At 73.0% G+C, this 13444-nt stretch carries 12 protein-coding genes; 8 read left to right on the top strand and 4 right to left on the bottom strand.

The features are described 5' to 3' along the window. Positions 1-399 precede the first annotated feature (399 nt). Complete coding sequence (locus ACZ60X_RS13495; protein WP_469597347.1) at positions 400-1674, top strand: DUF4032 domain-containing protein; 1275 nt, start codon at positions 400-402, stop codon at positions 1672-1674. Between the two features lies 1 nt (position 1675). On the opposite strand, the gene ACZ60X_RS13490 is transcribed toward ACZ60X_RS13495, so the two are convergent. After that, positions 1676-2542, bottom strand: a complete 867-nt coding sequence (locus ACZ60X_RS13490; RefSeq protein ID WP_469597345.1) for a universal stress protein — start codon at positions 2540-2542, stop codon at positions 1676-1678. A 152-nt stretch (positions 2543-2694) separates the two neighbouring features. Between ACZ60X_RS13490 and ACZ60X_RS13485 the strand changes: the two genes are divergently transcribed. The 4 genes from ACZ60X_RS13485 to ACZ60X_RS13470 all read left to right on the top strand — a co-directional run bounded on the left by ACZ60X_RS13485 (position 2695) and on the right by ACZ60X_RS13470 (position 6678). Continuing rightward, on the top strand, positions 2695-3051 hold the full coding sequence (locus ACZ60X_RS13485; protein ID WP_469597343.1) for a VOC family protein: 357 nt from the start codon (positions 2695-2697) through the stop codon (positions 3049-3051). A 117-nt stretch (positions 3052-3168) separates the two neighbouring features. Next, the gene (locus ACZ60X_RS13480; RefSeq protein ID WP_469597340.1) at positions 3169-4845 is read left to right on the top strand and encodes an NAD(P)/FAD-dependent oxidoreductase; all 1677 of its coding nucleotides are present in this window, start codon (positions 3169-3171) and stop codon (positions 4843-4845) included. Between the two features lie 16 nt (positions 4846-4861). After that, complete coding sequence (locus ACZ60X_RS13475; protein ID WP_469597338.1) at positions 4862-6322, top strand: ATP-binding protein; 1461 nt, start codon at positions 4862-4864, stop codon at positions 6320-6322. Beyond that, a complete protein-coding gene (locus tag ACZ60X_RS13470; protein WP_469597335.1) occupies positions 6319-6678 on the top strand; it encodes a UBP-type zinc finger domain-containing protein in 360 nt (119 codons plus the stop codon). The genes ACZ60X_RS13475 and ACZ60X_RS13470 overlap by 4 nt, the downstream gene beginning before the upstream one ends. A 22-nt stretch (positions 6679-6700) precedes the next feature. Here the strand turns inward: ACZ60X_RS13470 and ACZ60X_RS13465 are convergent, their stop codons facing one another. From ACZ60X_RS13465 to ACZ60X_RS13455, 3 genes are all read right to left on the bottom strand, one after another. Then, positions 6701-7924, bottom strand: a complete 1224-nt coding sequence (locus ACZ60X_RS13465) for an SGNH/GDSL hydrolase family protein (RefSeq protein WP_469597333.1) — start codon at positions 7922-7924, stop codon at positions 6701-6703. After that, positions 7921-8103: a hypothetical protein gene (locus ACZ60X_RS13460; RefSeq protein WP_469597331.1), complete on the bottom strand. Its 183-nt coding sequence runs from the start codon at positions 8101-8103 to the stop codon at positions 7921-7923. Before ACZ60X_RS13460 ends, ACZ60X_RS13465 begins: the two co-directional genes overlap by 4 nt. A gap of 207 nt (positions 8104-8310) precedes the next feature. Continuing rightward, on the bottom strand, positions 8311-10101 hold the full coding sequence (locus tag ACZ60X_RS13455; RefSeq protein WP_469597328.1) for a M4 family metallopeptidase: 1791 nt from the start codon (positions 10099-10101) through the stop codon (positions 8311-8313). 322 nt (positions 10102-10423) lie between these two features. On the opposite strand from ACZ60X_RS13455, the gene ACZ60X_RS13450 reads away from it, so the two are divergent. The 3 genes from ACZ60X_RS13450 (at position 10424) to ACZ60X_RS13440 (ending at position 13408) form a co-directional block, all read left to right on the top strand. Then, positions 10424-11596: a serine hydrolase domain-containing protein gene (locus ACZ60X_RS13450; RefSeq protein ID WP_469597323.1), complete on the top strand. Its 1173-nt coding sequence runs from the start codon at positions 10424-10426 to the stop codon at positions 11594-11596. Positions 11597-12146: 550 nt separating this feature from the next. Next, positions 12147-12674, top strand: a complete 528-nt coding sequence (locus ACZ60X_RS13445; protein WP_469597318.1) for a hypothetical protein — start codon at positions 12147-12149, stop codon at positions 12672-12674. A 56-nt stretch (positions 12675-12730) separates the two neighbouring features. After that, the gene (locus tag ACZ60X_RS13440) at positions 12731-13408 is read left to right on the top strand and encodes an AIM24 family protein (protein WP_469597314.1); all 678 of its coding nucleotides are present in this window, start codon (positions 12731-12733) and stop codon (positions 13406-13408) included. The last annotated feature ends 36 nt before the right edge of the window (positions 13409-13444 follow it).

The raw sequence follows: 13444 nt of genomic DNA, 5'->3' as shown, positions 1-13444 counted from the left end.
GCGGCGCGCACCACTGCCACCGCTGGCCAACGACCCAGCCACAGCCGACGCACGCACCACACCGCGCCCGCCACCCGACCTTCGACATCCCACAACGCCCGCACCTCCACAGCCGCCTGCCAACGGCCCAGCCCCAGCCCACGCACGCACCACACCGCACCCGCCACCCGACCCTTCACACCCAGACACGCGCCCCACCCGACGACGGCCCGCCCGAACCCTCACAACGCCCCCACCTCCAGGGCCGCCGGCCGACGGCTCAGCCGGACCCGGGCCGGCACGGCCCACCGTCCGGCTCCCGTCCGTCGATGAACCCGGCGGGGGCCGATGGATCCCCACAGGCCCGGATCCCCGCAGCCGCCTCCTGGAACTTGCCCGGGGGGCCTTAGGGTTCGTGGCATGGCCTTGCAGATCAGTGCCACGAACCCCGAGCACCCCGCGCTCCTGCTCGCCCTGCCCTGGGACGTGCCGTTGGAGGAGTGGCCCGAGGAGTACCTCGTCCCGCTGCCCCGGGGCATCTCCCGGCACGTGGTGCGGTACGCGCACGCCGGTGACGAGGTGATCGCCGTCAAGGAGCTGGCCGAGCGGCCCGCGCTGCGCGAGTACGAGCTGCTGCGCGACCTCGACCGGCTCGGCATCCCCGCCGTCGACCCGCTCGCGGTGGTCACCGGCCGCACCGACCCCTCCGGCGAACCCCTGGAGCCCGCACTGGTCACCCGGCACCTGCGCGGCTCGATGCCGTACCGCTCGATGTTCGAGACGACCATGCGCCCGGCGACCATGCACCGGCTGATGGACGCCCTCGCCGTGCTGCTGGTCCGCCTGCACCTGGCCGGGTTCGCCTGGGGCGACTGCTCGCTGTCCAACACCCTGTTCCGACGGGACGCGGGCGCCTACGCCGCCTACCTGGTCGACGCCGAGACGGGCGACCTGCACCCGCGGCTGAGCCCCGGGCAGCGGGAGTACGACCTCGATCTCGCCCGGGTGAACATCAGCGGCGAACTGCTGGACCTGGAAGCGTCCGGCGCGCTGCACCCGTCGGTCGACCCGGTGGACTTCGGACACGAGATCTGCACCCGGTACCAGGGGCTGTGGCAGGAGCTGACCCGCACCTCGGTGTACCCGGCGGGCAAGTACCACTACATCGAACGCCGGATCCGCCGCCTGAACGACCTCGGCTTCGACGTGGCCGAGATGCAGATCGAGCACTCCTCCAACGGCGACACCGTCACCTTCGTGCCCAAGGTGGTCGACGCCGGCCACCACCAGCGTCAGCTGCTGCGGCTGACCGGCCTGGACACCGAGGAGAACCAGGCGCGGCGACTGCTGAACGACCTGGAGAGCTGGATGGCCACCCAGGACGACTACTCACCGGGCGACCCTCCCCCAAGCTCTCGGCTTCGCCCGAGCAGGGAGGACCCCCATGCCGCCCGCCCCGAGGTCCTCGCGCACCGCTGGGTGCGGGACGTGTTCCGGCCCACCGTGCGAGCCGTGCCGCCCGAGCTGCGCGGCTCCATGGACCCGGCGGAGATCTACCACGAACTCCTCGAACACCGCTGGTACCTGTCGGAGCGCGCGCAGCACGACATCGGTCTCGACACGGCCGTCAAGGACTACATCGAGAACGTCCTGCCCAGGGCCCGGGCCACCCTGGAACCCGCCGGCCCCGAGTAGCTCACTCGTGCGGGACGACGGCGACCGGGCACCCGGCGTGGTGCAGCACCCCGTGCGCCACCGAGCCGATCCGCGCGCCCACCGCCGTACGGTGCGCCCGGCGCCCGACCACCATCAGCTGGGCCCCTGCGGCCGCCGACAGCAGCACCTGGCCCGCGCTGCCCATCTCGACCTGCTCGGCCACGGCCACGTCGGGGAACCGCTCCCGCCAGGGCCGCAGGGCCTCGCTCAGCGCGTCCCTCTCGTGCGGCTCCAGGCCGCCCGCGTCGTCCAGCAGCTTGAGCGAACCGGGGCTGTAGGCGAAGACCGGCGGCAGGGTCCACGCGCGTACGGCGCGGACGGTGGCACCGCGCGCGGCCGCCGTCTCGAACGCGAACCGCAGCGCGGCCGCGCTGTCGTCGGCGTCGCCCTGCTGGCCGACCACGACGTCCCGCCCGGCGACCTCGGCCGCCGGCTGGTCCCCGGCGCGCACGAGCACCACCGGCCGGCCCGCCTCGGCGATCACCTGCTGGCCGACGGCGCCGAGCAGGAACCCGACGAGGGGACCGTGGCCGCGCGAGCCCAGCACCAGCATCTCGGCCTCACCGGCCGCGCGGATCAGCGCGTGCACGGGCTCGCCCTCCACGACGTCGACGGTCGTGGTGAGCCGGGGATGCCGTTCGGCGACGCCCCGCACGGCCTCCCGGACGCCCTGCGACACCCACCCCTCCTGGGTGCCGCGGTCCGCCGTGGCGAGCTGTTCGGTGTACCGCCACGCGTGCACCACCCGCAGGGGCAGCCCGCGCCGTACCGCCTCCCGGGCGGCCCAGTCCAGCGCGGCGAGGCTCTCCTCGGAACCGTCCACCCCTGCCGTGATCGGGCGTGCCATGCGCGGGCCTCCTCGTCGTCGCGGTGCGTTCGGCATCGATCATCTCCCGGACCCCCGGCACCCGGCGAACGCCCCCCGGCTCGGAGCGGTCCGGGACGCGGTCACGGAAGAACGAACGGGCGTGCCGCCGCCCGCTGACTACGCTGCCGTCCATGACTCTGGAATGGGAACAGGTGGTCGTGGACGCGGCCGACCCGGTGGCGCTCGGCCGCTGGTGGGCCGAGGCGCTCGGCTGGGTGGTGGTGGACGACTCCGCCGACGAGTTCGAGATCCGGCCCGCGCCCGACCGGCTGCCGGGGTTGCTCTTCCTCCGGGTCCCGCAGCGCGCGTCCGGCAAGAACCGCCTCCACCTGGACTTCCGTCCGGACGACCAGGCCGCCGAGGTGGACCGCCTCCTCGCGCTCGGCGCCCGGCACGCGGACATCGGCCAGGGCGAACAGCCCTGGGTGGTCCTCACGGACCCCGAGGGCAACGTGTTCTGCGTGCTCGGCCGGCGGCAGACGGGCTGATCACGGTTGCGGTGTCCCGGGGCGGGCCGGGGCGATCGAACATACGATGGCCTGGAACGGTGTGGCGGTCCCGATGACGCCGCGCCGTGGAAACGGAACCCTCGGGGTGGGAGACGTATGGCGCAGGCCGCCGACGCAGGCCGGACCGTCATCCTGACCGTGGACGACGACCCGGGGGTCTCCCGTGCCGTCGCCCGCGATCTGCGGCGGCGCTACGGCGAGTCGTACCGGATCGTGCGGGCGGAGTCCGGCGAGTCCGCGCTTCAGGCGCTGCGCGAGCTGAAGCTGCGCGGCGACCTGGTGGCGGTGATCCTGGCCGACTACCGCATGCCGCAGATGAACGGCATCGAGTTCCTGGAGCAGGCGCTCGACGTGTATCCGGGCGCCCGGCGGGTGCTGCTGACCGCGTACGCGGACACCAACGCGGCGATCGACGCGATCAACGTCGTCGATCTCGACCACTATCTGCTCAAGCCGTGGGACCCGCCGGAGGAGAAGCTCTATCCGGTGCTCGACGATCTGCTGCAGGCCTGGCGGTGCAGCGACCACCGGCCCGTGCCCAGCACGAAGGTGGTCGGGCACCGGTGGTCGGCGCGCTCGTCCGACGTGCGGGAGTTCCTGGCCCGCAATCAGGTGCCGTACCGCTGGTACTCGGTGGACGAGCCGGAGGGGCAGCGGCTGCTGAGCGCCGCCGGGCAGGACGGGCAGCGGCTGCCGCTGGTGGTCACCCCGGACGGCACCGCCCTGGTCGAGCCGGAGGCGCCCGAACTGGCCGCGCAGGTGGGGCTGGCGACGACGCCGACGGCCGACTTCTACGACCTCATCGTGATCGGCGGCGGGCCCGCCGGGCTCGGTGCCGCCGTGTACGGGGCCTCCGAGGGTCTGCGGACCGTGCTGGTGGAGCGGTCGGCGACCGGCGGACAGGCCGGGCAGAGCTCCCGGATCGAGAACTACCTGGGCTTCCCCGACGGCGTCTCCGGTGCCCAGCTCACCGACCGGGCGCGGCGGCAGGCGGCCAGGTTCGGCGCCGAGATCCTGACCGCGCGCGAGGTGACCGGGCTGGAGGTCAACGGCGCCGCCCGCGTCGTACGTTTCGCCGACGGCACGGCGATCGCCGCGCACAGCGTGATCCTCGCGACCGGGGTGCAGTACCGGCAGCTCCAGGCCGCCGGCTGCACCGATCTGACCGGCTGCGGGGTGTTCTACGGCTCGGCCCTGACCGAGGCCGCCGCCTGCCAGGGGCAGGACCTCTACATCGTCGGCGGCGCCAACTCGGCGGGCCAGGCGGCGATGTACCTGTCGCGCGGCGCGAAGTCGGTGACGCTGCTGGTGCGCGGCCCGGACCTGTCGGCGTCGATGTCGTACTACCTGATCCAGCAGATCGACGAGGCGCCGAACATCTTCGTGCGCCCGCACACGGTCGTGGACACGGCCCACGGCACGGACCACCTGGAACAGCTGACGCTGCGGGACACGGTGAGCGGGGAGAGCGAACGGGTCGACGCCCAGTGGCTGTTCGTGTTCATCGGCGCCGCCCCGCTGACCGACTGGCTGGGCGACGCGGTGCTGCGCGACGAGCGCGGGTTCATCCTGGCCGGGCCGGACCTGAGCCCCGACGGGCGGCCGCCGGCCGGCTGGGAGCTGGACCGGCCGCCCTACCACCTGGAGACCAGCGTGCCCGGGGTGTTCGTGGCGGGTGACGCGCGGGCCGAGTCCGCCAAGCGGGTCGCGTCCGCCGTCGGCGAGGGCGCCATGGCCGTGATGCTCGTCCACCGGTATCTGGAACAGTCGTGAACGATCTGGAGCAGTCATGAGCGGTCGGATCATGCCGTGCAGTCCCAAGGAGATCGGCTCGCTGTTCCTCTTCGAGAAGCTGAGCGCCGAACAGCTGGGACGGCTGTGCACCGGGGGCCGGGTGGAGCTGTTCGAGCCCGGCCCGGTCTACACCGAGGGCGACGCCGCGACCTGCTTCTTCGTGATGATCGAGGGCACGGTGGTGCTGTCGCGCCGGGTCGGCGGCGACGACGTGGAGGTCGCCCGGACCTCCCAGCGCGGGGTGTACGCGGGCGCGATGCAGGCGTACCTCGGCGACCGGGTCCGCCAGGTGTACAACAACTCGATGCGGGTGACGGAGCCGACCCGGTTCTTCGTGCTCCCGGCGGACGTCTTCGCGGAGGTCATGACCGACTGGTTCCCGATGGCCGTGCACCTGCTGGAGGGGCTGTTCTTCGGCTCGAAGAACACGCAGGCGGCGATCGGGCAGCGCGAGCGGCTGCTGGCGCTCGGCTCGCTGTCGGCGGGGCTGACGCACGAGCTGAACAACCCCGCGGCGGCGGCCGTACGGGCCACGGCCACCCTGCGCGAACGGGTGGCGAAGATGCGGCACAAACTGGCCGTGATCGCCGAAGGGCCGTTCTCGCGGGAGGCGTTGGCAAGCCTGATCGAGGTGCAGGAGCGCACCGCCGAGCGGGTCGCGAAGGCGCCGGTGCTCAGCCCGCTGGAGGCCGCCGACCGCGAGGACCTGCTGTCCGACTGGCTGGAGGAGCACGGCATGGACAACGGCTGGCAGCTGGCCCCGGCCTTCGTGCAGGCCGGGCTCGACGTCGACTGGCTGGAGCAGGTCGCGGCGGCGGTCGATCCCGGGATCCTGCCCGGCGCGGTCGGCTGGCTCAACTACACCATCGAGACCGAGCTGTTGATGAACGAGATCGAGGACTCCACCACCCGGATCTCGCATCTCGTGGACGCGGCCAAGCAGTACTCGCAGCTGGACCGGGCGCCGTACCGGGTGGTGGACGTGCACGAACTCCTCGACAGCACCCTGCTGATGCTCTCCGGCAAGTTCGGCGCGGGGATCGGCGTCGTCAAGGAGTACGACCGTGCGCTCCCGCCGGTGCCCGCCTACCCGGCGGAGCTGAACCAGGTGTGGACGAACCTCATCGACAACGCGGTCTCCGCCATCAACGGCGCTGGCGGCACGGGCACGCTGACCGTGCGCACGGCGCTCGACCACGAGCGGCTGCTGGTGGAGTTCCGGGACACCGGGCCGGGGGTACCGCCGGAGATCAAGGACCGGATCTTCGACCCGTTCTTCACCACCAAACCGGTCGGCGAGGGCACCGGGCTGGGCCTGGACATCTCGTGGCGGATCGTGGTCAACAAGCACCACGGCACGCTGCGGGTGGATTCCGCGCCCGGCGACACCCGGTTCCAGGTGCTGCTGCCGCTGACCGCCGAGACACCCGCCGAGGAAGCGGAGGTAACGCTGTGAGCACCGACGGCCCCGACGAGGCGATCGACCCGGCTGTCCCGCCGAGCGGCACCGGATGCGTGGAGTGCGAGGAGTCGGGCGGGTGGTGGTTCCATCTGCGCCGGTGCGCGCGGTGCGGCCACATCGGCTGTTGCGACGACTCCCCCGCCAAGCACGCCACCGCCCATTACCGGGCCACGGGGCACCCGGTGATCCGAAGCTTCGAGCCGGGCGAGGAGTGGTTCTGGAACTTCGCCACCGACGAACTGCACGCCTCGGGTCCCGAACTCGCGCCGCCGGCCTGCCATCCCGCCGACCAGCCGGTGCCGGGCCCGGCGGGACGGGTGCCGGAGAACTGGGCCCGGACGCTGCGCTGAACCGCCGGCGGGCCGGGCGGCCTCAGCGGCCGCAGTCGAGGCGGGCGAGGTCGATGGCGTCGGCCATGGCCCGCATCCCCTTGTCATCGGGGTGCAGATGGTCGCCGCCGTCGAGGAGCGGCAGCATCCGCTCGGGGTCGTGGGGGCTGCGCAGGGCGCGGTCGAAGTCGGTGACGGCGTCGACGTCGTGCGTGGTGCGCAGGTAGCGGTTGACCCGCTCGCGCACGGTCTCGGCGGCGGGGTCCCATTCGGGCCAGCCCTTGAACGGGCCGACCGTGGCGGCGACGACGCACTTTCCGGCCGCGTGCGCGCGCCGGGCGAGCTGCCGGTAGCCGGCGACGAGTTCGGCCGCGGTGACACCGGTGTGCGCCTTGATGTCGTTCACGCCCTCGAAGAGGAACACGGTGCGCACCCCGGGCAGGGACAGCACGTCCCGGTCCAGCCGGTGCAGGGCGCTTGGCCCGGCGCCGTCGGCGAGGACCTTGTTGCCGGATATGCCCTCGTCGGCGACGCCCTTGAGGTCGGTGCGGGCGGACGCCAGGCGCCGGGCGAGGTAGTCGGGCCAGCGGCGGTCGCGGTCGGTGGTGGAGTGCCAGCCGTCGGTGATGGAGTCGCCGAGCGCCGCCACGGCCCCGACGCCGGCGCGGGACGGCCGTACGGACACGGCGTCGAGGTACCACCAGGAGCCCGTCTTCCGCGTCCAGGAGGTACCGCTCTCGTCGGCGGTGTGGTCGCCGTGACCGGTGTACGACGTCTGCAGCGCCATGCCGTGGCCGGTGGCGGGGCCGGCCGCGTCCGGGGTGTGCAGGCTGACGGCGAGGTCGGTGCCGGGCCTCAGCGTGCCCGGCAGCGGATCGCTCCAGGCCTCGGCACCCGGCGGCACGGTGACCGCGCGGGCGCCGCCGAAGGTCAGCCGCCGGTTGCTTCCGTGGCGCAGCACGGCGCCGTGGTCGCGCAGGCCGGCCCAGACGCTGTCCAGGATCAGCGGGCGGTCGCCGAAGGCGTTGGTCACGCGGACGCGCAGGCCGGTGCCGCCGGCACTGGTGTGCACGATGAGCCGGTAGCCCTCGTCCGCCACGCCGTCGCCCAGCCGGTCGGCACTGGCCGCCCAGGTGACGACTCCGGAGGCGTGCGGGGCGGCCGCCGGCCGGGCCTCGGCCGCCCGGGCGACGGGCAGGGACGGGCCGACGACGGCCGTGAGCAGGGCGGCGACGACGCGGCAGCCGCGTCCGGTCCGGCCGCTCACCGGGCGAGGCCCCGGAGTGTGGCGGACTCGCCGGGCCGTACGCGGACGGTCCGGTCCGTGCCTGCGTGTCCCACGCACGTCATGGTCCCGCCGGCGCCGCGGGCGCGCACCTCGGCCCGTACGCCGGGGCGGCGGTCGGTGCGGGCGGGGAAGCGGCGTCTGCCGGCCGGGGTGTCCATGACGGGCTCCGATCGTGAGGGGGGCGTGGACGCTCACGGTCTCGACGGTGCACCAGTCACCGGGCGGGGGGAAGCGATCGGACGTGGCGGCAGCGGAGTTGGCCGAGATGCGACAGGTGGCCGCCACGACGGCGGCCGGGTCCGGTCGTCCGGCCCTGGACATGCGGATGCCCCGCGCGGGGCGGGGCATCCGGGGGTGCGGCCGGGTCAGTGACGGGCGGCCGGGGCGTTGGCGGCGGTGACGTTGACCGCGGCCCACGCCTTGTCCACCGTCTGGTACTCGGTGCTGTTCGCGCCGTAGAGGTCCTTGGCCGCCTTCAGCGTCGCGACGCGCGCGTCGTGGAAGTCGGTCGTGGAGACCATGTAGCGGGTGAGCGCGCGGTAGAAGATGGCGGTGGCCTTGGCGCGGCCGATGCCCTTGACCGCGGAGCGGTCGTAGGTCGGCGAGTCGTAGGCGACGCCGTTGATGGTCTTCTTGCCGCTGCCCTCGGCGAGGAGGTAGTAGGCGTGCGAGGAGACACCGGAGCCGGCGTGCACCTCGGTGTAGTAGGTGGACGGCGACCAGTAGTCGATCGTGCCCTCGAGCTTGTCGAGCGAGGGGTGGTCCAGGCGGCGCAGGAACTTCTGCGCGAGGCCCAGCTTCTCGCCGATCAGGTAGTCCGGCGTGTCGTTCTTGTTGTTGGCGAAGAACTCGACGTTCGAGCCGAAGATGTCCGCGAGGGACTCGTTCAGCGCGCCCGGCTCGCCGTACTGGTTGCCGCTTGAGTCGACGTAGGTCGGCTGAAGCTTGGCCGTCGCGTCCACCACGCCGTGGGTCAGCTCGTGACCGGTGACGTCGAGGACGACCAGCGGCTTCTTGAAGGTCTGGCCGTCGCCGTCGCCGTAGAGCATGCAGGTGCAGGCCGGGTCCCAGAAGGCGTTGGCGACCTTCTTGCCCCAGTGGACCATGCCCTGGGCGGCCTTGCTGTTGTCGGCTATGCCCTTGCGCCCGAAGGTCTTCTTGTAGAAGTCCAGGGTCTCGGTGATGCCGTACTGGGCGTCCGCGGCGGCGCTGGCACGGTTGCTCGTGGCGTTGTTGCCCCACACGTCGGTCGTGCTGGTGAACTTCGCGCCCGCGCTGAACTTCTCGGTGTACGTGCCCTTGGCGTCGCGCGTCTCGGTGCCGTACCGGCTCGGGTCCTTGAGCTGGTAGTGGCCCTTGGAGGTGGCCGTGGTGGCGAGGCCGACGTTGCCCACGAAAAGGGTCTTGCCGGTGCCCTTCGCGGGCGACGGGTACCGCGTGGCGCCGGCGACGCCGGAGCCGAGCAGGCCGGCCGCGGGGGCGGCGGAGGCGGCGCCGGTGGCGGGGTCGAGGGTCTCGCCGTGCTCGCGCAGGTCCGCGAGCAGCTTCGGGGACAGGAACTCGTCGCTGTCCGGGGTGTTGCTGCGCACCTTGCCGGTGACGGCGTCGACGACCACCGTGCTGGTGGTGCCCTGCCCGTCGGTCACCGTCACCTGGTAGGCGAGCGCGGAGGCACCGTCGCGGGCGTCGACCACGAGCTGGGCGCTGCCCGCGTCACCGCGGGCGGCCTGCGCGGCCTTGGCGGCGGCCTGGGCCGCGGTCAGCTTGGCCCGTGCGGCGGCCGGCTTGACGGTGTGGTCGGCCGCGCGGGTCACGCCCGTGTAGGCCAGCGCCTGGTCGAGGTGGACGACGAGGTCGCCGCCGAGGACCGGCATGCCGTCGTGCGTCCGGACGAAGCGGACGTGCCGGGCGCCCTCGGGGTCGATCATCACGTCCTGGGCGTGCAGTTCGTCGCCCTGCGAGACGCCGGTCGCGAAGGCATGGGCGAAGGCCGCGGTCCGTGCCGCCTTCACCACCGCCGAGGCGTTCGTGCCGGCGGACGCGGTGGACCGCTCCACCCCCGTGTCGGGGCCCGCGAATGCCGTACCGGCCAGGCCCGTGGCAGCGGTCGTCACCGCGATGGCGACGGCGACGCTGCGTATGTGCGGTCTACGCACTGATCAGGGTTCCTTCGTTCGAAGGCGGCCGGGATCGCCAACCGCCCCGCGGCGTGGCGCCGTTCGGCGCCACGGGGGCTGGTCGGGCCCCAACGGGTTACCCTTACGGATCAGTCATGTCCACGTAAAGACGGAATGATCGATTTCATTGCCTTCTATGGCAATCCTTTACGAATGGCCGCCACAGAGTGATCACCAGATGACCAACTGTGTGTCGACTGTGGAGACGCCCGGCCCATCCCCTAGGTTGCGGGGCCGGAATGTGAAGGACGTCTCATCTCATGACGTATCAGTTCTCGTCCCTGACGAAAGTGGGTGCCGGATGGTGTCAGCAACAGCAGGACGGGGCGCGGTCCTCGGTGGCGTGGTCGCGCTCTCGCTCCTCGCGGCTCCGGCGCGGGCCGCGACGGCCGAGCCGCACGCACCGAGGACGCCGGCACTCGCGGCGCCCGACACCGCGGGCGTGGCCGCGGCGCTGCGCTCGGCGGTGAACGCGGGCGCGCCCGGGGCCATGGCGCGGATCGACGACCACGGCACGGCCTACCGCGAGACACGCGGCCTCGCGGACCGGAGCACCCGGCGGGCCCTGACCGCGGACGACCGGTTCCGCGTCGGCAGTGTCACCAAGACCTTCTCGACCGTCGTCCTGCTCCAACTCGCCGACGAGCACCGGCTGTCGCTGGACGCGCCGGTCAACCGCTATCTGCCGGGGCTCCTGCCCGACGACCGGATCACCGTCCGGCATCTGCTGAGCCACCGCAGCGGGCTGTACGACTACACCGACGACATGTTCGCCGACAGCGTCTCCGGCTTCGAGGCGGTGCGGAACAAGGTGTTCACCTACCGTCAGCTGGTCGCCCTGTCCCTGAAGAAGCCCCGCACCAACGCTCCCGGCGCCGCCTACTCCTACTCCAACACCAACTTCGTCATCGCCGGCATGCTCATCGAGAAGCTCACCGGTCAGTCCGTGCGGACGGCGTACGAGGACCGCGTCTTCAAGCCGCTGAAGCTGCGCGACACGTTCTACGTCCACCCGCAGACCACGATCCCCGGCCGGTACGCCCGCGGCTACCTCACCCCGGACGCGGCCGGCGCCCCGCTCGTCGACGCCACCGAGCAGACGGTCTCGTGGGCGCAGAGCGCCGGGGCGATCATCTCCAGCACGCGCGATCTCGACACGTTCTACTCCGCGTTGCTGGGCGGCAGGCTGCTGTCCTCGGCGCGGCTCACCGAGATGGAGAGCTTCAGCGCGGTGGACCGTACGACCGCGTACGGGCTCGGGCTGCGCCGGCGCGCGCTGTCGTGCGGGGTCTTCGTGTACGGGCACACCGGCATCGTGCAGGGCTACTCCACGTACGCCTTCGCCACGAAGGACGGTGCGCGCAGTCTCACGGCAGTCGCCAACACGTCCAACAACGCGAAGGTGCAGGGTGCGCTGGGGGCCGTGCTGGAGTCGGCGTTCTGCGGGAGGGGCGGGAAGGCGGCCAAGGGGTAGGGGCGTACGGGAGCCCGCCTGCGCCCGCGCGCGGCGCTTTCCCCGACACGACGTACACCTCGTGTTCCACAACCAGCCCGGACAGCCGGGACACGGCGGCTCGGTGACACCCTGGCCATCGAGCCGGGGCGGCTGCGGGCCGGTGCCTGCCGGGTCGCCGTCGCCGTCGGCGCGGCCGGGTCGGGCACCCCGCTCGGGCGGCTGCCCGCTCCCCGGCCCCGGGGGCGACGACGGCGCCGGCCGGGCAGTGGCCCGGTTCACGACGACGCAACTCTGGTGCGGAGACCGTGCTGCTGCTCGCCGGGTTGTCTCCGCGGGCCCGGCAGCCGCGGGCTCTCGGGCAGCGGTACGCGGACGGGTTGGCCGGGCTCGCGCGGGACTTCGGGGTGGACGTCACCGACGACGGCGACCGGGCAGCCACCGACGCCCGGGCATCGGCCTCACCTCCGCCGCCGGAACCGCCTACCGCTGAGACGGCACCTGCCTCCGCCCGGCCGACCCGGCCCGCCGGCAGGCCCGTTCGCCGCGCGTCGGTCTCGATCCACGGCTGATGTCCGCGGCGCGCTCACACGCCCGCGCCGGGCGGCTCAGGGCCGAGGAGCGGGACGGGGTCTCGGTGCACCAGCGGATCACCGGTGCGGGGTACGTCTGCATCGGCGCCGGCGAGCACCTGGTCTGCGGGCCGCGCTCAGCGGCGCAGTTCGCGGAGTACGGCCTGGGAGCCGAGCGGGCCCGGCGGATCCTGCTCGATCCCCGGTCCCGGCACGCCGCCGTGGCCCGCGCCGACGCCGGCGACCGGTACCGGACCGCGCCGTGGGCCGCGCCGCCGACCGCCGCGGCACTGTCCCCTACGGCCGCGGAGGTGCTCTCGCCGACCGACGCCGAGCCCGGCCGCGCCGGGCTGCCGCCGCCGGCCGTCGATCCGCGGCTCACGGCGCCCGCGCAGGCGCACCGCGCGGACATGGTGGCCCGTGACTTCCACGACCGCGTACGCCCCGACGGCGCCCGGCCCGGGGACCGCGCCGCCGCGGCGGGCTCCCGGCCGGGCACGCCCTGGGCCCGGCTGTCCGGTGGCTGACCGGGCACATTGCGTGATCTTGGCGGAATGATGGCTTCCGGGACACCATGCCCGACATGAAGGGTGATCTCTTTTCCAGTGAGCACGTCGTGCAGCCGGCCCTGGCGCCGGGCATGTCCGTCGAGAACGCCAAGTGCATCAGGTACGCGGTGAGCGGCGAGATGTACGCCCGGCAGGGCGCGATGGTCGCGTACCGGGGGGACCTGAGGTTCGAGCGCAAGGGGCAGGGCGTCGGCGGCATGCTGAAGCGTGCGGTCACCGGTGAGGGGCTGCCCCTCATGGCGGTGCGCGGGCAGGGCGAGGCGTGGTTCGCGCACGAGGCGCAGAACTGCTTCGTCGTCGAGGTCGAAGCGGGTGACCAGTTCACCGTGGGCGGGCGCAACGTCCTCTGCTTCGACCCTTCGCTGTCGTACGAGATCAGGACGGTCAAGGGCTCCGGCATCGCGGGCGGCGGCCTGTTCAACAGCGTGTTCAGCGGGCAGGGCCGGCTCGGGCTGGTCTGCGAGGGCAATCCACTGGTCATCCCCGTGTCCGAACGGTCCCCGGTGTACGTGGACACGGACGCGGTGGTCGGCTGGACCGCGCGGCTGCAGACCTCGCTGCACCGCTCGCAGTCCATCGGCTCGATGCTGCGCGGCGGTTCGGGCGAGGCCGTGCAGCTGATGCTCCAGGGCGAGGGCCACGTGGTGGTGCGCCCGAGCGAGGCGACTCCGCAGAAGGCACAGCAGCACTGAGCGGTCGCACCGTCACCACGTGATCCGCGTCGCACG

The sequence above is a fragment of the Streptomyces sp. NPDC104106 genome, from assembly GCF_055584345.1.
The sequence above is the reverse complement of the archived record's forward strand: the minus strand, read 5'-3'. Positions and strand labels throughout refer to the sequence as shown.

What these genes read in the sequence shown, in the direction of transcription:
- ACZ60X_RS13475 (WP_469597338.1), top strand. Translation starts at nt 4,862, where the DNA reads ATGAGCGGTCGGATCATGCCGTGCAGTCCCAAGGAGATCGGCTCGCTG.
- ACZ60X_RS13460 (WP_469597331.1), bottom strand. Translation starts at nt 8,103, where the DNA reads ATGGACACCCCGGCCGGCAGACGCCGCTTCCCCGCCCGCACCGACCGC.
- ACZ60X_RS13480 (WP_469597340.1), top strand. Translation starts at nt 3,169, where the DNA reads ATGGCGCAGGCCGCCGACGCAGGCCGGACCGTCATCCTGACCGTGGAC.
- ACZ60X_RS13445 (WP_469597318.1), top strand. Translation starts at nt 12,147, where the DNA reads ATGTCCGCGGCGCGCTCACACGCCCGCGCCGGGCGGCTCAGGGCCGAG.
- ACZ60X_RS13490 (WP_469597345.1), bottom strand. Translation starts at nt 2,542, where the DNA reads ATGGCACGCCCGATCACGGCAGGGGTGGACGGTTCCGAGGAGAGCCTC.
- ACZ60X_RS13485 (WP_469597343.1), top strand. Translation starts at nt 2,695, where the DNA reads ATGACTCTGGAATGGGAACAGGTGGTCGTGGACGCGGCCGACCCGGTG.
- ACZ60X_RS13450 (WP_469597323.1), top strand. Translation starts at nt 10,424, where the DNA reads ATGGTGTCAGCAACAGCAGGACGGGGCGCGGTCCTCGGTGGCGTGGTC.
- ACZ60X_RS13440 (WP_469597314.1), top strand. Translation starts at nt 12,731, where the DNA reads ATGAAGGGTGATCTCTTTTCCAGTGAGCACGTCGTGCAGCCGGCCCTG.
- ACZ60X_RS13495 (WP_469597347.1), top strand. Translation starts at nt 400, where the DNA reads ATGGCCTTGCAGATCAGTGCCACGAACCCCGAGCACCCCGCGCTCCTG.